The organism is Phycicoccus elongatus Lp2 (genome assembly GCF_000367525.1).
Lineage (GTDB): Bacteria > Actinomycetota > Actinomycetes > Actinomycetales > Dermatophilaceae > Phycicoccus_A > Phycicoccus_A elongatus.
The window spans coordinates 874,995-894,471 of record NZ_HF570956.1; the positions used below are offsets into that span (position 1 = coordinate 874,995).

The following is a 19,477-nucleotide window of genomic DNA, read 5'->3' on the forward strand; positions in this document are numbered from 1 at the left end:
GGCGGCCCTCACCGCCGACAGCACGACCATCGGGCAGGATGCGGCCCGGTCTACCCTGACTTCGTTGGTGGACGCCAAGTTCCTCGAGGTCGACCCCAAGACCGCGGTGAGTGCCCAGTTGATCGTCGTCGTTGCGCCCTCGACCAATGGTGCGGACACCAAGGCGTTGCAAACCGAACTCGCTTCGTGGGTTTCGTTGACCCGCGCGCTGGATGCGTCTGCCGCGGGCACCGTCGTCGCAGCCAGTGCCGACCCTGCACCCGCAGCCAAGGACCTCACGATCATCGGAGCCGTCCGCCAGGACAAGGCGGCCGTGACGACGGTCTCCAGCGTCGACAATGCTCAAAGCCCGATGGGGCTGGCCAGTGTTGTCCTGGCCCTGGCGCAGCAGGAGACGGGAACCGCTGGGCACTACGGGTTGGCCGAAGGGGCCACGGCGGCCTTCGCTCCGCTGCCCGGAAGCAACTGATGGCGGGCAGCGCGGGGCGTGCCCTCCTCACGTTCGGGGCGGCTGCACTGGGTGCCGCGGCGGCGTACGCCGCGGCACGCACGCTCCCCGAGCGCTCCCGCCAGCCGTGGGCACGCACCAACCATGCCGGGCGCACTGTCACACTGCTCGAGGGTCCGGCGCACGCCGCCGGACTGGCCACCGGCGCTGTGCTCGCCGGCCCGCCGACGATGGTGGCTGCCGTGGCCGCGGCATCGCTCGGCGCCCTCGACGACCTGGTGGGCAACACCACGAGCAAGGGACTCAAGGGCCACCTGCGCGCCGCCGCTCAGGGCCAGGTGACCACCGGCCTGCTCAAGATCGTCGGCCTTGGTGTCACCGGAGCTGTGACGGTCGCCCTGGCTGATCGTCGCGCACGGTCGACTCGGTGGGCGGGCTCGGCGCCGGACTCGGCAGCTGACACCGCGGCATACTCCACCGGGGTGACGTCGACGTTGGTCGGCGGCGCGGCCGTCGCAGGGATGGCCAATCTGCTCAACCTCTTCGACCTCAGGCCGGGGAGGGCGCTCAAGGTCGGGATGCTCGTGGCCACCCCGATGGTGCTGCGCCCCACCCCCGGTCGGATCGGTGCGGCGGCGGCCGTCGGTGCCTCGCTGGGAGTGCTTCGACCTGACCTGACGGGTGAGGCGATGTTGGGCGACACTGGCGCCAACGCCCTCGGAGCCGTGCTCGGGCTCGCCCTCGTCGAGCGCCGCCCGACGAGGACCCGCTTTGCCCTCCTGACCGTTGTCGCCGCTCTTACCCTGGCCTCGGAGAAGGTATCCTTCACCAAGGTGATCGAGTCGACCCCCGTGCTCCGGGAGATCGACGGCTGGGGGCGCGCCTCCCGATGAACGAACGCAGGGTCGCCGGAACGATCGCCGGCGCTGCCGGGCTGATCGCCGTCGTCACCCTGCTGGCCCGTGGCATGGGACTGGCGCGCATCGTCGTCTTCGCTGATGCGGTGCGCGCCGGTGGAGTGGGCGAGATCTACCAGGCGGTCAACGCCCTGCCCAATGTGCTCTTCGAGGTGGCGGCCGGTGGAGTGCTGGCAGCGGTTGCCGTGCCACTCATCGCCCAACACCTCGGCGCTGGAGCAACCGAACGCGCCGATCGGCTGGCCAACACCCTGCTCACCTGGGTGCTCGTCCTGCTCATCCCGGCCGCGGTGCTGCTCCTGGTGTTGGCCGACCCGTTGACCGCCTTCCTGATCGAGGCCCGGGATGCCCAGTCCCACCGAGTCGGGGCCCTCCTCCTGCGGATCTTCGCGATCCAGGTGCCTCTCTATGGGGTCGGCATCGTGCTCACCGGGGTGCTGCAGGCTCACCGACGGTTTCTCGCCGCCGCGTTGGCGCCGCTGCTGTCCAGCATCGTCGTGCTCGCGTCCTACCTCTGGTACGGCTCGCTCACCGGTGGCGCGACATCACCCTCCAAGGTCTCGGATTCAGCCCTGCAGGTCCTGGGCTGGGGCACGACCGCGGGAGTCGTGGCCCTGAGCCTGCCTCTCATCGGTCCTGCGCTCCGCGCCGGATGGCGCTATCGCCCATCACTCTCCCTGGACCCCGCGGATCGCCGCCGCATCGGCGCGCTCGCCGGCGCCGGCCTGGTCGCTCTCTTTGCGCAGCAACTCTGCGTGCTGGCCGTCCTCTGGCTCTGTGGGCATGCGGCCGATTCGGGTTTGCTTCCCGTGCAGCAGTATGTCCAGGCCGTCTATCTCCTGCCGTATGCCGTGTTGGCCGTTCCGGTGGCCACGAGCGTCTTCCCGGCGCTTGCCCACGCCGCCGGTGCAGGCGAGGAACGGCCCCACCTGGTGGCGCGCGCCCTGCGTGGGGTCATCCTGCTCACCGGGCTGGCGGCCGGCGTCCTCATGGCGACCGCGCCGGCCATCGGGGGCTTCTTCACCGCACTGGATGCCCGTCGGGGCAGCGCCGGTGCGAGCCCCGAGGCCCTGGGCTCCCTGCCGGTCGGCCTGGTCACCTACGCCCCCGGCCTGGTGGGTTTTGGGGTCGCAGCACTGCTCACGCGGGCGCTCTACGTACGGGGCACCCCACTGCTCGCCGGTGTCGCTGTCGGCCTCGGATGGGTCGTTGCCGCCGGACTGCCCTTCCTGCTCGGGGCCACGGGGTCCTCGGCAACATCGACCCTCAGACTGCTGGGCATGGCCTCAAGTCTCGGCATGACAGTGAGCGCCCTCCTTCTCGCCCTGCTGGTGCGACAGCGTTGGGGCGGCGACGCACTGGCCGGCGTGGGTCGCAGTCTGGGCACGGTCGTCGTCGCGATGGCAGCTGCCGTGGCCGTGGGCTCACTGGTCCAGGGCTCCGATCACACCCCTGCGGGAATCGGCCCGTCACTCGCCCAGGGACTCACCGTGGGCCTGGCCGCCTCCGTGGCGGGTCTCGTCGTGCTCGCCATCGGTGATCGTGAGCAGTTCGCAGCAGCGGTCACGCGTGGTCGGGCCAGGCGGCGCGGATGAGAATCCTGCTCGCCCTCGGCACCAGCACCGGCGGGGTCGGTCGTCACGTCCACGACCTCGCCGCTGCTCTCGCCTCCCGCGGCGAGCACGTGGTCGTCGCCGCGCCCGAGGAGGTGCTCGAGCAGTTCGCCTTCGCCGGGGTCGCCGAGCGGGTCGAGGTCCTGACGGTCACGGACCGACCGCACCCGCGCAAGGATGTCGCCACGGTGGCCGCACTGCGGGTCGCCGCCGCAGGGGTGGATGTCGTGCACGTCCACGGCCTGCGAGTCGGTGCCCTGGCCGTGCTGGCGTTGGCGCGCACCGGTGTCCCCCTGGTGGTCACGCTGCACAACGCGGCTCCCGAGGGCCGGGTGGGGGCAGCGATCCACCGAGCGTTGGAGATGGTCGTCGCCAAGGGCGCCGACCTGGTCCTGGGGGTCTCGAGCGATCTCGTGCGTGGCCAGTCGCGGTTGGGGGCCAGACGGGCCCAACTCGCGGTCGTCCCCGCCGCGACCGAGCCGGTGATCACCGCCGATCGCTATGCCGTGCGGGCCGCCCTGGCGGTCCCCGACGGGGTGCCCCTGCTCGTCACGATTGCCAGACTGGCCCCGCAGAAGGACCTCGACCTGCTCCTCGATGCCATTGGGATCGTCACCGAACGACATCGGTTGCCGGTCGTGCTCGCGGTCGCCGGCGATGGCCCCTTGGCAGCCGCCCTCAGCGGCCGCGCGCGTCGAGAAGCACTGCCCGTGAGTTTCCTCGGCCACCGACGGGATGTCCCCGACCTGATCGCCGCCGCGGACGTCGTCGTGTCGTCGGCCCGTTGGGAGGGCCAACCGGTGGCCCTGCAGGAGGCACTCCACGTGGGCGCTGCCATCGTCGCCACCGACGCCGGGGGGACGGCCGACGTCGTGGGTGACGCGGCCCTCCTCACTCCGGTGGGGGACGCAGAGTCACTGGCCTCGGCACTCGTGGATGTCCTGCGCCACGGGTCGGTGCGCGATGACCTGCGGTCGAAGGCTGTGCACCGGGCGGGGGAGCTCCCAACTTTGGAGCAGGCCGTGGAGGCGGCCCTCGCGGCATACCGATCCGTCGGGGCGGGGCGGACGTGAGGCGCGCGTCGAGGCCAAGCCAGTCCCGGTCATGACGTAGGGTGGGGGTCCGTGGTGCAGACGACGAAACAGATCTTCGTGACCGGAGGCGTCGCCTCATCCCTCGGCAAGGGCCTCACCGCCAGTTCCCTCGGACACCTGCTTCGAGCGCGTGGGCTGACGGTGACGATGCAGAAGCTCGATCCTTACCTCAATGTCGACCCCGGCACGATGAACCCGTTCGAGCACGGAGAGGTCTTCGTCACCGAGGACGGCGCTGAGACCGACCTCGACATCGGCCACTACGAGCGCTTCCTGGACGTGAACCTGCACGGCAGCGCCAATGTGACGACCGGCCAGGTCTACAAGCGGGTCATCGACAAGGAGCGCCGGGGTGAGTATCTCGGCCAGACGGTCCAGGTCATCCCGCACATCACCAATGAGTTGATCTCCCGAATGCGCGCGGAGGCCGCAGGGTCGCCCGGTGTGGACCCCAAGGATGCTCCCGATCTAATCATCACCGAGATCGGCGGCACGGTCGGCGACATCGAGTCCCTGCCCTTCCTCGAGGCCGCACGTCAGGTCCGCCACGATCTCGGTCGCGACAACGTCTTTTTCCTGCACGTCTCCCTCGTGCCCTACCTGGCCCCGAGTGGCGAACTGAAGACCAAGCCGACCCAGCATTCTGTGGCGGCCCTGCGGCAGGTCGGCATCCAGCCCGACGCCCTCGTCCTGCGCGCCGACCGGGAGATCCCCGACCCGATCAAGCGCAAGATCTCGCTGATGTGTGACGTGGACACCGAGGCGGTCGCCGCCGCCGTGGACGCGCCGAGCATCTACGACATCCCCAAGGTGCTGCACCGTGAGGGACTGGACGCCTATGTCATCCGCCGGCTGGGCCTGACCTTCCGCGATGTCGACTGGACCGCGTGGGACACGCTCCTGCAACGGGTGCACGAGCCGGAGCACGAGGTCGAGGTCGCGCTCGTCGGCAAGTACATCGACCTGCCGGACGCCTACCTGTCGGTGACCGAGGCGCTGCGGGCCGGCGGCTTCCACCATGACGCAAGGGTCAAGATCCGCTGGGTCGCCTCGGACACCTGCACCACCGAGGCCGGTGCCACCAAGGCCCTTGGCGGCGTCGATGCCGTCCTCGTGCCCGGCGGCTTCGGAGTGCGCGGGATCGAGGGCAAGGTCGGCGCCCTCCGGTGGGCCCGCGAGCGCGGCGTCGCGACCCTTGGTATCTGCCTGGGCCTGCAGTGCATGGTCATCGAGTTCGCGCGCCATGTGGTCGGCATCGAGGGTGCGAGCTCGACCGAGTTCGACCACGACACACCTGCGCCGGTCATCGCCACCATGGAGGAGCAGAAGGCCTTCGTCGAGGGTGCCGGCGACCTCGGTGGCACGATGCGGTTGGGGTCCCAGGAGGCCAAACTGCTCGAAGGCTCGGTCATCGCCGAGGCCTACGGCGCGACGACCGTGACCGAACGGCACCGCCATCGCTACGAAGTCAACGACGCCTATCGTGGCCGGCTCGAGGACGGGGGCCTGGTCGTCAGCGGGACGCACCCCGAGTGGGGACTCGTCGAGTTCGTCGAGTTGCCGCGCGAGGTTCACCCCTATTACGTCGCCACGCAGGCCCATCCCGAGTTCAAGTCGCGTCCGACCCGGGCCCATCCGCTCTTCGCCGGCCTGATCGGTGCCGCCATCGAGAGCCAACGCGCCTCGCGCCTGGTCGAGGTCGAACGGCCTCGCGTCGCCGCTGAGGCCACTGCGTGACCGCTGGGGAGGCGCTGGTCGATCGGCGTGACCCGGCCCCCGTGCAGCGGGGCGAGATCGTCCACCACGGGATCGTCTGGGACGTGGCGAAGGAGAGCTTCAGCCTGCCTCTGGCCGGTGAGTTGACCAGGGAGTTCGTCGCGCACCCGGGTGCGGTGGCCGTGGTCGCCCTCGACGAGGACGACCGGGTCCTGCTGATCCAGCAGTACCGCCACCCGATCGGCACCTACGAATGGGAGCTCCCGGCCGGCCTGCTCGACGTGCCGGAGGAGCCCCCGGTGGAGTGCGCCCGGCGCGAACTCCTCGAGGAGGCCGACCTCCGCGCCCGCACCTGGGAGCCGCTGGGACATCACCACAGTTCCCCGGGCGGCTCCAGTGAGGTGTTGCACGTCTACCTCGCGCGGGGCCTCAGTGAGGTCCCGGCCGCCGAACGCCACGAACGCGACGGCGAGGAGGCGGGAATGCCGACCCGCTGGGTGCCTCTCGAGGAGGTCGTCGACGCCATCATGGCCGGCGCGATCCACAACGGCACATTGATCGTCGGCATCCTCATGGCGGCCGAGCAGCGGCGGCGCGGATGATCCCGGGCGCCGAGCCCTGTCCATGCGGAACGTCTCTGTCGTATGCCGCGTGCTGCCGCCGGTTCGTCGTCGACGGGGAGCTCGCGCCCACGGCGGAGGCCCTCATGCGAAGCCGCTACACGGCATACGCCATGGGAAGCGGTGACCATCTCTTCCGCACCTGGCACCCCCGCACCCGGCCCGCGGACATCGAGCCGGACCCGGCACTGACCTGGATCGGCCTCGACGTCGTCGATGTCGTGGACGGCGCCGCCGACGACACCGGGGGTATCGTCGAGTTCCGCGCCCACTGGCGTTCGGGGGAGGGGAGCAGCCGGCAGTCCGGCACGCTCCACGAACGCAGCACCTTCGCGCGGCGTGGTGGCCGCTGGCTCTATCTTGGTGCCGAGACCCGAGTGTGAGGAGCAGCAGATGAGCAAGAAGGCCATCGTCCCCGAGGGCGCCGACGACATCGGCTTCATCGACCCGGTCGAGCAGTTGCCGTCGATCCACACCAGGAGCGGGCGAGTGCGCAAGGACGCCTACGAGGCCGAGATGGAGCGCCTGCAGGAGCAACTGGTTCTGTTGCAGTACTGGATCCAGAAGCAGGGGCTCAAGGTCGTCGTGCTCTTTGAGGGCCGCGGCTCCGCCGGCAAGGGCGGCGTCATCAAGCGGATCACCGAGCGCACCTCGCCCCGCACCGTCAAGGTCGCGGCCCTGCCGACGCCCACCGAGCGGCAGAAGACCCAGTGGTACTTCCAGCGCTATGTCGAGCACCTGCCGGCCGCCGGCGAGATGGTCCTCTTCGACCGCTCCTGGTACAACCGCTCCAACGTCGAGTGGGTCATGGGCTTCTGCACGCCGGACGAGCACGAGGAGTTCCTGCGCTCCTGCCCCGAGTTCGAGCGGATGCTCGTCCGCAGCGGCATCATCCTCATCAAGTACTGGTTCTCGGTCTCCTTCGAGGAGCAGCGCAAGCGCTTCGAGGCCCGCAACGCCGAGCCGCTCAAGCGGTGGAAGCTCTCCGACATGGACCTGGCCGAGCACGAGTTCTACGTGAAGTACTCGATGGCCAAGGACATCACCTTCCAGTACACCGACATCAAGCAGGCACCCTGGTACGTCGTGCCGAGCGACGACAAGCGCGCCGCCCGCCTCAACTGCATCTCGCACCTGCTCTCGCAGTTCCCCTACGAGGACGTCGCGCCCGAGGTGGTCGAGCTCCCCGACATGCAGGAGATCCACTACGTGCGTCCGCCGATGCACGAGCAGACGTTCGTGCCCCAGGTCTTCTGAGGCACAAACCGATTCGTATGCCGTGGGGCGAGGTTCGTAGACTGGTCCAGTTCGCCACCCACTGACAAAGGAACGATTCTCCGTGCTCCGCACCCATGAGGCCGGCACCCTGCGTGCCGCCGACACCGGCACCACCGTGACTCTGACCGGTTGGGTGGCCAAGCGGCGCGATCACGGGGGCGTCGCCTTCATCGACCTGCGCGACGCCAGCGGCATCGTCCAGGTTGTCGCCCGTGACGAGGTGCTGACCGGGGCCGCGCATGACCTGCGCAATGAGTACTGCGTCACGGTGACCGGTGAGGTCACCCGACGGGCCGACAAGGACGTCAACCACAACGTCCCGACCGGTGAGGTCGACGTCGTGGCGAGCGAGATCGAGGTGCTCAGCGCGAGCGCCCCGCTGCCTTTCCAGATCGACGAGCGCACCACCGTCGGCGAGGAGGCGCGTCTCAAGCACCGCTACCTCGACCTGCGCCGCCCCGGCACCCACAACGCCGGTCACGCCATTCGGCTGCGCTCCAAGGTCAACGCCGCGGCCCGCAAGGTGCTGGGGGAGCGCGACTTCGTCGAGATCGAGACCCCGACGCTGACCCGGTCCACGCCCGAGGGTGCTCGCGACTTCCTCGTGCCCGCGCGTCTCGCGCCGGGCTCGTGGTACGCCCTGCCGCAGAGCCCGCAGCTCTTCAAGCAGCTGCTCATGGTCGCGGGCATGGAGCGCTACTACCAGATCGCGCGCTGCTACCGCGACGAGGACTTCCGCGCCGACCGGCAGCCGGAGTTCACCCAGCTCGACATCGAGATGTCCTTCGTCACCGAGGACGACGTCCTCGAGCTCGGCGAGGCGATCGTCAAGGAGATCTGGGCGCTCATCGGTGTCGACCTGCCCACGCCGTTCCCACGGATGAGCTATGCCGAGGCGATGCGCCGCTTCGGCTCGGACAAGCCGGACCTGCGCTTCGGCAACGAGCTCGTCGAGTGCACCGACTACTTCAAGGACACGCCCTTCCGGGTGTTCCAGGCCGACTACGTCGGCGCCGTCGTCATGCCCGGCGGCGCGAGCCAGCCGCGCAAGCAGCTCGACGCCTGGCAGGAGTGGGCCAAGCAGCGTGGTGCCCGGGGCCTGGCCTATGTTTTGGTGCAGGACGACGGCGAGCTGGGCGGTCCCGTGGCCAAGAACCTGTCCGACGAGGAGAAGGCCGGTCTGGCCGCTCACGTCGGTGCCCAGCCCGGTGACTGTGTCTTCTTCGCCGCTGGCCCGACGAAGTCCTCGCGCGCGCTGCTCGGTGCCGCCCGCCTCGAGATCGGTCGTCGTTGCGACCTCATCGACGAGTCGGCGTGGAGCTTCCTCTGGGTCAACGACGCCCCACTGTTCGAGCCGGCGTCGGAGGCGGTTGCGGCCGGTGACGTCGCCGTCGGTGGCGGCGCGTGGACTGCGGTGCACCACGCGTTCACCTCACCCAAGGCCGAGTTCGAGGCGACCTTCGACACCGACCCCGGTCCTGCGCTGGCCTACGCCTACGACATGGTCTGCAATGGCAACGAGATCGGCGGCGGCTCGATCCGTATCCACAAGCGCGAGGTCCAGGAGCGCGTCTTCGCGGTCATGGGCCTGACCGATGAGGAGGCCCAGGAGAAGTTCGGCTTCCTTCTCGACGCCTTCGCCTTCGGCGCCCCCCCGCACGGCGGCATCGCCTTCGGGTGGGACCGGATCGTCATGCTGCTCGGCGGTTTCGACAGCATCCGTGACGTCATCGCCTTCCCGAAGTCCGGCGGCGGCTACGACCCACTCACCGACGCGCCGGCGCCGATCACGGCGGCCCAACGCAAGGAGGCAGGGGTCGATGTCACCCCGGAGGTCAAGGCGGCACCCCCGGCAGGAGAGCATGAGCCTGCCGAGACGTCCTGACGCCGACCCCGCGGCACTGCTCGCCGGGCTGGACCGGTCCCTGGCCGGTCTCGGACTGACCGAAGTGGGTGAGGGCTTCGACAACATTGCGTATGCCGTGCGCTCGCCCTCGGGAGCGCGGTTGCTGTTGCGCGTGAGCAAGGTCGCCGACCCCGTCGAGCGTGCGCGGGTGCTGACCAAGGACGTCGCCCTGCTGGAGTTCGCCAACCGCCACAGTTCGCTGACCACCAACGAGGTGATCGCCGCCGACGCGCACGCCGGTGCACTCCTGCTCACCGAGGTGACGGGCCGAACCGCTGACCAGATCCGGCCCACCGACCGGGTCGCCTTCGCCGCGACGATGGCGACCTTTCTCACCCGCCTGCACACTGCACCGGTTGTCGAGGCGGCCCTCGTCACTGAGATGGATCCACGCTCAGCGGCGCAATGGTTGGTCGACACGGCAACCGCATGGGCAGCGGTGGCAGATCGAACCCCGGTGACCCTGCGGGACAGGGTCGACGAGTTCCTCGTGGGGCCTGCGCCGAGCGACGTGCGGCGCATCACGTTCTGCCACAACGATCTCGGCGACGAGCACGTCGTGCTGTCCGAGGACGGCGGGCACGTGCGAGGCGTGATCGACTGGAGCGATGCCGTCCTGGGGGATCCGGCACGTGACCTGGGCCTGCTCACCCTCGACTTCGGCCCAGGGATCGTCGACGCACTCATCGACGACTACCACGGGCCGACCGGCGCAGACTTCAGGGGGCGCGTGCTGTGGTTCGCGGCCACGGCGGGTGTCGAGGGCCTGGCCTGGCGACTCGCGAATGCGCGACCTTGGCAGGTCACTGCCGATCGGCTCCACGACGTCCTGGCAGTGCTCGCATGAGCCCTGTTCGTGCGATTCTGTGGGACGCCGACGGGGTCCTGCAACACCCGCCCTCGGGATGGAACTGGCGGGCCGAACTGGAGCGGGTCGGGGGCCCTGGGTTCTCTGACATCGTGTTCGAGGCTGAGCTGCCCTCCCTGCGTGGTGAGGAACCGATGCGCGACGCGCTGGCGCGACTGCTCTTCGAGCACCCGCACACACCGCTGGAGGCCGACGACCTCATCGGCCTCTGGGAGATGACCGATGTCGACCCGTCAGCGATGGCCCTGGTGGATGAGCTGCGGCGACGGGGAATGGCCTGCCATCTGGCGACCAACCAGCAGGACCATCGGCGGGCGTGGATGCGGGACGTGCTGGGCTATGACCGGCACTTCGACAGGGTGTACTACTCATGCGAGATGGGTGTGGTGAAGCCGGATCGGCGGTTCTTCGAGATCATTCTCGACGACCTCGGGCTCGCCCCCGATCAGGTCGGCCTCATCGACGACAACGCACAGAATGTCGCGTCCGCGCAGGCTCTCGGGATCCGAGCCCTGCGCCATTCCCCCGCAGAGGGGGTCAACGGCCTGCGCGCGCTTCTCGAGGTGATGCTCGCATCCAGCGAGTGACCAAGCGCACCATGTCACGACCCTCTGTCGCGTCGAGTTCGTCGAAGGAGACCGGTCACCCGGCACGCCGCGCCGGCAACATCGTCGGCAGGGTCGCGAACTCGAGCCCGCGGGCGCGGATGAGGGAGATGAGGGCAGGCAGGGCGGCCACGGTCCCCGATCGGTCGATCGACTGAGGATTCGGGCCCTCAAGGTGTCCGCCGTCATGGGCCAGGACGATGGCCCCCGGGTGGGTGCGCTCGGCACACAGGGCGGCCGACGTATCGACGTCATGGTGGGAGAGGTTGGCCTCCAGACAGGTGCCCCAGAAATAGGAGCGCTCGTGCAAGGTGGCGGTCACCGACGCGACGGTGGGACTGGTCAGCCCACGCGGGGGGCGGAAGAGCGCGTTCGCGGGCACGTCGAGCCGATCAAAGGTCTGCCTGCACTCCTCCACCTGTGACTGCACGTCGGCGGCGTCGAGGCGGTCGAGCCAGAGGTGGTCCTGCGTGTGGTTGGCGATGGTGTGCCCCGCGGTGAGGACAGCCGCCACGAGTTCGGGGTGTCGGGCCGCACTACGACCGATCATGAAAAAGGTTGCTCGTACCTGGTGTTGGGCGAGGATCTCCAGAACCCGAGGCGTGTATGCCGGGTCCGGCCCGTCGTCGAAGGTGAGCGCCACCAGAGGTGCTGAGGTGGGGACCGAGGACACTGCGCGCGGATCGATGGCCTTGAGCTTGACGACCTGGTCGTCGGGATCGGAGCGGACCGGCCGCACGAAGGGCGACGTCGCGGCGAGCAGGCAGGCGGCTCCGCCCGCCACCAGGAGACCTCGTCGCCCCACCCGCAGTGGAGGGGGTGGGCCTGACTCACTCACGAATGCCCCAGCGTTGGTGGAGGCGGCGCAGGGGCTCTGGGGCCCACCAGTTGGCGCTGCCGAGGACCGTCATTGTCGCCGGGACCAGCAGCATGCGGACGAGAGTGGCGTCGATGAGGACGGCCATCACCATGCCGAGTCCCATCTGCTTCATGATGAGCAGCTTCCCGGCGGCGAAACCCGCGAAGACGATCATCATGAGCAGGGCCGCCGAGGTGATGATGCGGCCGGAGCGTTGCAGTCCAAGGGCCACCGCTTCGTCCGTGTCATGACCCTGCTCATGCAGCTCCACGATGCGGGAGAGCAGGAAGACCTCATAGTCCATCGACAAGCCGAAGCCGAAGGCGAGAATGAGCAGCGGCATGGTGTTCTCGATCGCTCCGGTCGAGGTGAAGCCGAGCAGTCCCTCGAGGTGACCTTCCTGGAAGACCCACACCACCACGCCAAGGCAGGCGCCGAGGGACACGAGGTTCATGAAGAGGGCCTTGAGCGGGATGACGAGGGAGCCGGTCATGAGGAAGAGGAGGACGAAGGTCGCCAGGGCCACGACGGCGTGGGCCAACGGACCGCGGTCGACGATCGCGGCGCGGAAGTCGTGAACGCCGCTGGCTTGGCCGACCGTCCATGACGTGAAGGGTGTGCGGTCGTCCCTCAGGTGCTGGACGAGGTCGCGGGAGGTGTCCCCCAAGCCACCGTCGCCGGTTCTCAAGCCGACGCTGACCACGCCCTGCTCGAGTTGGGTGACCGGGTCGACCGAGCGCACGCCCGGCAGCGACGGCGCGACCGAGGTGGCCCACTCGGTCACCGTGGCGATCGGCGCCCAGGTCACCACCGTGACGTCGGCGCCGCCGAGGTCGGGGAAGGTCGCTCGCAGGTTGTCGAAGAAGATCCGCTCCGGGGCGGCCTTGGGGAGCAGCTCCGCGCCACTGCTGGTCAGGCGGATGCCGAGGGCGGGTGCGGCCAGCGTGATCAGGACGACGAGCAGACCGGCAATGATCGGCCAGGGGCGCGCCTGGACGACGCGGGCCAACCGGTGGAAGAGGCCACGGTCACCTGAGACCTCGGAGCCACGGCGCATCAGGCGTCGTGCACCGAGGCTGCACAGCGCCGGGACGAGTGAGATGGCCACCGCGAGTGCCACGAGCACGACCGAAATGCCGGCCGCAGACACGGCGCGGATGAACTCGATGTCGAAGAACATCAATCCCGCCAACGAGATCGCCACGATGAGCGCCGAGAAGATCACCGTGCGCCCGGCACGGTCGACGGTGCGCTCGGTGGCCAGTTGGCGATCCTCGATCGTGAGATTCCGACGGCCGGACTCCCGACGGATCGCCCGGAGCTCCTCCCGGAATCGGGAGACGACCAACAGGCCGTAGTCGATGCACAGTCCGAGACCGAGGACGGTGACCACATTCACGACCGAGGCGTCGAGATCCATCACGTGCGAGAAGGCCCACAGTGAGGCCAGGGCGCCGGAGATCGAGGCGATGGCGCCCAGGATCGGCATCCCGGCCGCGAGGAACCCACCGAAGACGACGACCATGACGAGGAAGCTGATCGGCAGGGCAATACCCTCTCCGGTCTGGCCGTCCCGCTTCACCTGGGCGACGACCGCATCGACCAAGGTGCGGATGCCGCCGCGCTGGCTGGTGGTGGCATGCGTCTGTTCCGTCAGGCGGTCAAAGATGACGTCGACTCGTTCCTGGGCGTTTGCCTCCTGCTCCTTGGTGTTCGTGCGGTCATAGGTCACCACCGTCGCGAAGTCACCCGATGTCAGGCCACCGATGCCCAGCATCGGCGCCGCCTGCGGACTCGTCGGCCCGCCCGGTACGACGAACGGGTTGACGGCCTGGGTGACCCGGGGGACGGCCACCAGGTCCTGCACGGCACGTGTCGCAGCAGCCGCGACCTGCGGGTCGGTGAGGTCGACGCCTTCAAGGGTCAGGGTGTAGGTCGAGAAGCCTGTCGACCCACCCGCCTGGAGGAGTTGGCGACCTTCGTGGTTCTCCCCGGGCGTGGTGATCTCACCACTGTGGAGGCGCTGGAAGACACCCTCGTTGCCGAAGGCTCCGCCGGCGAGCCCGAAACCCGCAACGATGAAGACCAACCAGAAGGCGAGAACCCACCATGCGCGGCGGGAGACCAGGCGCCCCCAACGGCCCAGCAGCCCACGGTCGCGGGAGTCGTGCGTCACCCCCCGATCCTGCCATTGCCGGTGGCGGCGGAGGTGGTCGGGGTGGGGCCCGAGCGGCATACCCTCGAGCATGGCCTTCGTTCACACGAGCCCGGACCCTCACGCTCCCGACGCCCGAGTCGTCATGCGGCCGAACCCACCCTGCGCTGGATCATCGCGCACATGATCGAGGAGACCGCCCGTCACGCCGGCCACTTGGACATCCTCCGGGAGCTCCTCGACGGGGAGAAGGCCTACTTCTGAGGCAGGGGAGGGAGGTCGGCCACGGCCAGCTCCCAGGCCTGGCCGAGCAGCTCGAGGTCGGCGTGGTGCCGACGGAGGCGACAACCCTTGCCGCTGGGCTTGATCTCGATGGCCTCGAGCACCCACTCCTCGTGCGCGCGGGTCAGATGGACATCGGGTAGGTCGCCGGAGGCGTTGACGACCCGCCACCACGGCACACCCGACCCCCAGGTGCTCATGATCCGACCGACCAGTCGAGGGCCGATGCCGACGAGCTCGGCGATGTCGCCATAGGTGACGACCTTCCCGCGGGGGACGAGTTCGACGGCGCGGAGTACCCGCTCGACCAGCACGTCGTCCACAATCGTCAGCCCGGGCCTGCGAGCAGCGGGCACGGTGCGGGAGGCTGATCGGCTGATCTCAACTCGCCTCGTGCCTCTACGCCGTCACGGGGTGTGCGTCGCTTGGGGAGATGGCGTCGGCGTGACCGATCCGGTGGGGGTGGGCGTCGGGGTGGGAGTTGGGGTCGGAGTCGGCGTCGGTGACGGCGTGGGCGTCGGACCAGGGGTGGTGGGCTCGGGGGCCGGCGGGGCGACGTCGATGACGGTTGGTGCGCTCGGCACGGCTGATGGCGTGGGTCGCTTCTTGGCTGGCGCCGGTCGTGAAACCACCTCGATGGCCGTAGTCTCCGAGGCCGTCGGAGTCTCGGCGGGGGACGGATCGAGGATTGGTGACGCCTTGGTCGTCGGTGTTGCGGTCGCGCTCTTCGTCGGCGTCGGCTGCGGCGACACCTCCATCGATGGTGCAGCCTGCGGAAGCGAGGAGCGTTGTTCCAGCCCCCATGCGCCGATGCTGAGGGCTCCGAGACCGATCGAGAGAGCCGCGATCAGCAGGCCTCGCGACAACCGTGAGTGCTCGTGGTCACGCAGCGGATCCCCATCGAAGGGGTCGATCAGACTCTCGTCCTCGGGCTGCTGGGGAGCGGTCCATGACGAGGCACCCGCAGAATCCATGCCCGACACCGGCGTTGTCCAGAAGAGCTGGTCGTCGGCGCGCGCTGCCCGGACGGGGCGCATCAAGGGCAGGGTTGAGGTGTCGTCCCACATGCGGCCAGCGACCGTTGCGCTGCGAGGCACCTCTGGGCTCATGGGCACCCCGATGGTCTCGTCGTCATCGGGGATGGAGGTCGGTTCGTGCTGAGCGCTCGGAGACTGTCCCGCGTTGACCAGTTGGGCGTATCGGCCGCCCGCCAGCATGAGATCGGCGTGGCGCCCACGCTCGATGACCTTGCCCTCCGACATGAGCATGACCTCGTCGGCATCGATCAAGGTGGTCAGGCGATGCGCGATCATCAGGGTGGTCCGACCCCGGGCGAGTTCGGACAATGCCGCCTGGACCTCGCGCTCGGTGTCATTGTCCAGCGCGCTGGTTGCCTCATCGAGGATGAGGATCCGAGGATTGCGCAAAATGGTGCGGGCGATGGCGATCCGTTGACGCTCGCCGCCGGAGAATCGGTGCCCTCGGGAGCCGACGAGCGTGTCCAACCCATCTGGGAGCGCCGCCACGACACCCTCGACCTGCGCCGCGCGCAGGGATGCCCAGATCTCCTCGTCGTGCGCATCGGGCTTGGCCAGCAGCAGGTTGGCGCGGATCGTGTCGTGAACCAGATAGGTCTCCTGTGACACCATCCCGACGATGGCGGACAGATCGGCGGGCGCGAGGTCGCGCACGTCGATGCCATCGATGGTGACCCGACCTCGCGTGGGGTCGGCGAGACGAATCAGCAGGGACGCCAGGGTTGACTTTCCCGAACCGGTTTCACCGGCCACGCCCAAGCTGCCGCCTGCTGGAATTCTCACATTGACGCCGTCGAGGACCGGCTCGTCGCCGTCCGGGTAACTGAAGTGCACGTCCTCGAAGACGACATCTCCCCGGATCAAGGCACGATCGATGGGGACCGGATGTTCCGGTGCCGGAACTCCGATCGGCAGGTCGAGGTAGCCAAAGATGCGGCTGAGCAGCGCCATGGAGGCAATCCACTGGGCACCCATGTTGAGCAGGCCCATGATCGGCCGGAAGATGACGACCTGCAGGGCGGTGAAGGCCACGATCGTGCCGATCGACACGGGGTGGGTCATCATGTTCGTGCCAGCTGCGAGGTACACCGCAGCCGGGATGATGGCGAACACGATCTGCATGGTCATGGTGCGCCAGCGGCCCGCCAGCTCGGCGCGCAGGTCGAGGTCGATGAGGGCTGCCGAACTGGTCGTGTAGCTGACCAGCCGCTGGTCCTTGATGCCCAGGGTCTTGGTCAACAGGGCGCCGCTCACGGACAACGACTCATCGACCTGGGTCTGGATTTCGGCCAGTTGGCGTTGGCGGGCCCCGGTCAGCGCCTTCTTGGTCATCGCCACTTTGCGCGTGGACAACACGGCAGGAGGCAGGACGAGCGCAGTGATGAGGGCGAGCTGCCAGTCCAGGGCGACCATGGCGACGGCAGCGGCCACAGCCGTGGTGAGGTTCGAGGCGACCGAGGTCGCGGTGTTGGTGACCACACTGCGCATCGCCGCGATGTCGTTGGTCATGCGGGATTGGATCTCGCCGCCGCGCGTCCGCTTGAAGAAGTCCAGTGACTGGTCTTGGAGGTGGGCGAAGACGGCCACTCGCAGAGAGTGCATGACCCGCTGCCCGATGGAGGTCGCCAACCACGTCTGGACGACGCTGAGCAGGCCCGAGACCGCAGCGACCGCGACCATGCCGACTGTGGCCCACACCAGAAGGTCGGTGTCCCGGTTGGGGAGGGCGTCGTCGATGACTCGCTTGATCAGGAAGGGTTGCGCCAGGCCGACGATCGACGTCGCGATGATGAGCACGGTCACCAGGGCCAGCGGACGGGCATGCGGACGGAAGAGTTGCATCACGCGTCGCGGGCGAACCGGCGACTCCTCGAGTTGGCGACGGTCCCTGGGGTCGACTTTCGTCGCCTTCTCGGGGCGACCCATGAAGCCGGCGCTCATGTTCCTCCCCCTGAAGCACGGCGATGACGCGCGGACGTCCGCAAGCCGCGGCACGAGTGTAATGTAGCGGGTTGGCCATCACTTGCTCGAATCACGAGGCGCGGCGGCGGTCCTCCGGAATGAGTCTCAACAGGACCTCGAGGTGGGGTGACACCATGCCACGGTGGAACCCCGCACCAGTCATGGCGCTCGCCCCCACGGGCGCGCTGTGCGCCTCGATCAACCTCGGCAACGCCGTTCTGACCAATGGTGACGCCGCCCATCGCGGCGAGATCAGCGTCGACCTCGCAGCCGGGCTCGCACGACGGTTGGGCGTCCCCTCGAGTTGGTCCTCTGGGACGCCGCCCGCCACAGTGTCGATGCCGTTCGGGACGGGGTCGCCGACATCTGCTTCCTCGCCGTCGATCCGGTGCGCGCCAATGAGTTGGCCTTCACCAGTGCTTCCGGTCGAGGTCTCGGTCGACCACTCCCTCGCCGTCGAGGCGTATGCCGCGCCCGTGGCCCAGGCGCGCAACGAAGCTCTGGAACTGACCCGCCATGCCGAACGCTTCGGATTCCTCAAGTGTGCTGCCGCAGCCATGCCGAGCGTTCACCTCAACCCGCCGGGCACCGGCATCATGCACACCATCAATCTGGAGCAGCTGGCCACGGTCAGCACGGTCGTCGACGGGTGGCTCTGCCCAAGTGAGAGTCACACCCCGCGGGTAGCGTTGCGTGGGTGAGTGATCTCTTCGCCGCGGCCTCCGGGGACGTCCCCCCGACCGACGCGACGATGCGCCCGCTGGCCGTCCGGATGCGGCCGCGGACGATCGAGGAGGTCCGCGGCCAGGGTGACGTGCTCCGTCAGGGCAGCCCCCTGCGTCGACTCATCGAGGGAAGCGGCGGCGCCGCGGGTCCGCTCTCGGCGATCCTGTGGGGGCCACCGGGCACCGGCAAGACCACCTTGGCGAACCTGGTCGCCACCGCTGCCGACCGCGAGTTCGTCGAGCTCTCCGCCGTGACGGCCGGCGTCAAGGACGTCCGTGCCGTCATGGACGCAGCCAACCGGGCCCGCGACCTCTACGGACGCCAGACCGTGCTCTTCCTCGACGAGATCCACCGCTTCACCAAGGCCCAGCAGGACGCGCTGTTGCCCGGCGTGGAGAACCGACAGGTCATCCTCGTCGCCGCGACCACCGAGAATCCCTCCTTCTCGGTCATCGCTCCGCTGTTGTCACGCTCGATGCTCATCACACTCACCTCACTCACCGACGAGGAGGTCGCCGACGTCCTCGATGCGGCGGCCGCGGACGAGCGGGGGTTGGCCGCCGAGTTCGTCCTCGCCGACGATGCCCGCGACCATCTGGTCCGGATGAGCGGTGGCGATGCCCGGCGTGCCCTCACGGCACTGGAGGCGGCCGCGGGAGTGGCGCAGGACGGCATACCCCTGGGGGCGGAGCCCGAACGCCCGGTGACGATCACCCTCACCGACACCGAGCAGGCCATCGCCCACGCTGCGGTGCGCTACGACCGAGCGGGGGACCAGCACTACGACGTCGCCTCGGCGCTCATCAAGTCGATGCGGGGGTCCGATGTCGACGCCGCCCTGCACTACCTCGCGCGGATGCTCGAGGCGGGGGAGGACCCTCGCTTCATCGCCCGCCGCATCGTCATCGCGGCGAGTGAGGACGTCGGGATGGGCGACCCGACCGCCCTGCAGACCGCCGTCGCCGCAATGCATGCGGTGGCCCAGATCGGGATGCCCGAGGCGCGGATCATCCTTGCTCAGGCCGTGGTTCACAACGCGCTGGCGCCCAAGTCGAACGCCGCCTATGTGGGCATCAACGAGGCGATCGCCGACGTCCGCGCCGGGAAGGTCGGCGCGGTCCCGGTTCACCTGCGAGGAAGCGGGTATGCCGGTGCCGAGCGGATCAAGCAGGCCTCCGCCAAGGCGTCGGGAGGGGTGAAGGCCAAGGCGTACGTCTACGCCCACGACGAGCCTGATGGAGTTTCGGCTCAGCAGTACCTGCCCGATGACCTGCAGGCGGCGATGCAGGAGCACAGCTACTACCGCCCGACCGATCGAGGTTTCGAGGCGAGGCTGCAGGAGCGCTGGACCTGGCTGCGCGAACGGCTCGGACGCGGGTGAGAGGTCGCCG

The 19,477-nt window shown here is 68.9% G+C and carries 18 protein-coding genes and 1 pseudogene; 15 read left to right on the plus strand and 4 right to left on the minus strand.

What is annotated here, in order from left to right; genetic code table 11:
* From BN10_RS04205 to BN10_RS04255, 12 genes and pseudogenes are all read left to right on the plus strand, one after another.
* Window positions 1–469: copper transporter (locus tag BN10_RS04205; protein ID WP_198014000.1), on the plus strand; the 469-nt coding region annotated here is incomplete at its 5' end.
* A complete protein-coding gene (locus tag BN10_RS04210; protein WP_010849922.1) occupies window positions 469–1,341 on the plus strand; it encodes a hypothetical protein in 873 nt (290 codons plus the stop codon). The genes BN10_RS04205 and BN10_RS04210, both read left to right, overlap by 1 nt.
* A complete protein-coding gene (gene murJ / locus BN10_RS04215) occupies window positions 1,338–2,960 on the plus strand; it encodes a murein biosynthesis integral membrane protein MurJ (RefSeq protein ID WP_010849923.1) in 1,623 nt (540 codons plus the stop codon). The genes BN10_RS04210 and murJ overlap by 4 nt, the downstream gene beginning before the upstream one ends.
* Entirely contained in the window at window positions 2,957–4,051 is a 1,095-nt protein-coding gene (locus tag BN10_RS04220; protein WP_010849924.1) for a glycosyltransferase family 4 protein, read from the plus strand. The genes murJ and BN10_RS04220 overlap by 4 nt, the downstream gene beginning before the upstream one ends.
* A gap of 51 nt (window positions 4,052–4,102) precedes the next feature.
* Entirely contained in the window at window positions 4,103–5,809 is a 1,707-nt protein-coding gene (locus tag BN10_RS04225) for a CTP synthase (RefSeq protein WP_010849925.1), read from the plus strand.
* Window positions 5,806–6,390, plus strand: coding sequence for an NUDIX domain-containing protein (locus tag BN10_RS04230; RefSeq protein ID WP_010849926.1), 585 nt, complete (start codon window positions 5,806–5,808; stop codon window positions 6,388–6,390). The genes BN10_RS04225 and BN10_RS04230 overlap by 4 nt, the downstream gene beginning before the upstream one ends.
* Window positions 6,387–6,452: pseudogene (locus BN10_RS18215) on the plus strand (SEC-C metal-binding domain-containing protein); the annotation flags it as partial. The gene BN10_RS04230 and the pseudogene BN10_RS18215, both read left to right, overlap by 4 nt.
* Before the next feature lie 42 nt (window positions 6,453–6,494).
* A complete protein-coding gene (locus BN10_RS04235) occupies window positions 6,495–6,791 on the plus strand; it encodes a YchJ family protein (RefSeq protein WP_233354356.1) in 297 nt (98 codons plus the stop codon).
* Between the two features lie 10 nt (window positions 6,792–6,801).
* Complete coding sequence (gene ppk2, locus BN10_RS04240) at window positions 6,802–7,665, plus strand: polyphosphate kinase 2 (RefSeq protein ID WP_084310914.1); 864 nt, start codon at window positions 6,802–6,804, stop codon at window positions 7,663–7,665.
* An 82-nt stretch (window positions 7,666–7,747) separates the two neighbouring features.
* The gene (gene aspS, locus BN10_RS04245) at window positions 7,748–9,571 is read left to right on the plus strand and encodes an aspartate--tRNA ligase (RefSeq protein ID WP_010849929.1); all 1,824 of its coding nucleotides are present in this window, start codon (window positions 7,748–7,750) and stop codon (window positions 9,569–9,571) included.
* On the plus strand, window positions 9,549–10,439 hold the full coding sequence (locus tag BN10_RS04250) for a phosphotransferase family protein (protein ID WP_010849930.1): 891 nt from the start codon (window positions 9,549–9,551) through the stop codon (window positions 10,437–10,439). The genes aspS and BN10_RS04250 overlap by 23 nt, the downstream gene beginning before the upstream one ends.
* Window positions 10,436–11,047 carry an HAD-IA family hydrolase gene (locus BN10_RS04255; RefSeq protein ID WP_010849931.1) on the plus strand — a complete coding sequence of 204 codons (612 nt, stop codon included), beginning with the start codon at window positions 10,436–10,438 and terminating at the stop codon, window positions 11,045–11,047. The genes BN10_RS04250 and BN10_RS04255 overlap by 4 nt, the downstream gene beginning before the upstream one ends.
* 55 nt (window positions 11,048–11,102) lie before the next feature.
* Here the strand turns inward: BN10_RS04255 and BN10_RS04260 are convergent, their stop codons facing one another.
* Complete coding sequence (locus BN10_RS04260; RefSeq protein WP_010849932.1) at window positions 11,103–11,849, minus strand: polysaccharide deacetylase family protein; 747 nt, start codon at window positions 11,847–11,849, stop codon at window positions 11,103–11,105.
* Window positions 11,850–11,895: 46 nt separating this feature from the next.
* Window positions 11,896–14,100, minus strand: a complete 2,205-nt coding sequence (locus BN10_RS04265) for an MMPL family transporter (protein WP_010849933.1) — start codon at window positions 14,098–14,100, stop codon at window positions 11,896–11,898.
* Here BN10_RS04265 and BN10_RS18220 point away from each other — a divergent pair.
* The gene (locus tag BN10_RS18220) at window positions 14,092–14,343 is read left to right on the plus strand and encodes a mycothiol transferase (protein WP_040750914.1); all 252 of its coding nucleotides are present in this window, start codon (window positions 14,092–14,094) and stop codon (window positions 14,341–14,343) included. The two genes, BN10_RS04265 and BN10_RS18220, sit on opposite strands and share 9 nt — an antisense overlap.
* Here BN10_RS18220 and BN10_RS04275 read toward each other — a convergent pair.
* Window positions 14,334–14,717: an MGMT family protein gene (locus BN10_RS04275; protein ID WP_010849935.1), complete on the minus strand. Its 384-nt coding sequence runs from the start codon at window positions 14,715–14,717 to the stop codon at window positions 14,334–14,336. The genes BN10_RS18220 and BN10_RS04275 overlap by 10 nt on opposite strands.
* Before the next feature lie 51 nt (window positions 14,718–14,768).
* Window positions 14,769–17,339 (minus strand): ABC transporter ATP-binding protein, encoded by a 2,571-nt coding sequence (locus tag BN10_RS04280; RefSeq protein WP_010849937.1) that lies wholly within the window; start codon window positions 17,337–17,339, stop codon window positions 14,769–14,771.
* A 419-nt stretch (window positions 17,340–17,758) separates the two neighbouring features.
* Between BN10_RS04280 and BN10_RS17700 the strand changes: the two genes are divergently transcribed.
* Both BN10_RS17700 and BN10_RS04295 read left to right on the plus strand, forming a co-directional pair.
* On the plus strand, window positions 17,759–18,061 hold the full coding sequence (locus tag BN10_RS17700; RefSeq protein WP_233354256.1) for an aconitase family protein: 303 nt from the start codon (window positions 17,759–17,761) through the stop codon (window positions 18,059–18,061).
* Complete coding sequence (locus BN10_RS04295; protein ID WP_010849940.1) at window positions 18,058–19,467, plus strand: replication-associated recombination protein A; 1,410 nt, start codon at window positions 18,058–18,060, stop codon at window positions 19,465–19,467. Before BN10_RS17700 ends, BN10_RS04295 begins: the two co-directional genes overlap by 4 nt.
* The last annotated feature ends 10 nt before the right edge of the window (window positions 19,468–19,477 follow it).

Bases quoted from the DNA above. Each gene is read 5' to 3' on its own strand.
- BN10_RS04210 (WP_010849922.1), top strand. From the start codon at position 469: ATGGCGGGCAGCGCGGGGCGTGCCCTCCTCACGTTCGGGGCGGCTGCA.
- murJ (WP_010849923.1), top strand. From the start codon at position 1,338: ATGAACGAACGCAGGGTCGCCGGAACGATCGCCGGCGCTGCCGGGCTG.
- BN10_RS04220 (WP_010849924.1), top strand. From the start codon at position 2,957: ATGAGAATCCTGCTCGCCCTCGGCACCAGCACCGGCGGGGTCGGTCGT.
- BN10_RS04235 (WP_233354356.1), top strand. From the start codon at position 6,495: ATGCGAAGCCGCTACACGGCATACGCCATGGGAAGCGGTGACCATCTC.
- ppk2 (WP_084310914.1), top strand. From the start codon at position 6,802: ATGAGCAAGAAGGCCATCGTCCCCGAGGGCGCCGACGACATCGGCTTC.
- BN10_RS04250 (WP_010849930.1), top strand. From the start codon at position 9,549: ATGAGCCTGCCGAGACGTCCTGACGCCGACCCCGCGGCACTGCTCGCC.
- BN10_RS04255 (WP_010849931.1), top strand. From the start codon at position 10,436: ATGAGCCCTGTTCGTGCGATTCTGTGGGACGCCGACGGGGTCCTGCAA.
- BN10_RS04280 (WP_010849937.1), bottom strand. From the start codon at position 17,339: ATGAGCGCCGGCTTCATGGGTCGCCCCGAGAAGGCGACGAAAGTCGAC.
- BN10_RS17700 (WP_233354256.1), top strand. From the start codon at position 17,759: ATGAGTTGGCCTTCACCAGTGCTTCCGGTCGAGGTCTCGGTCGACCAC.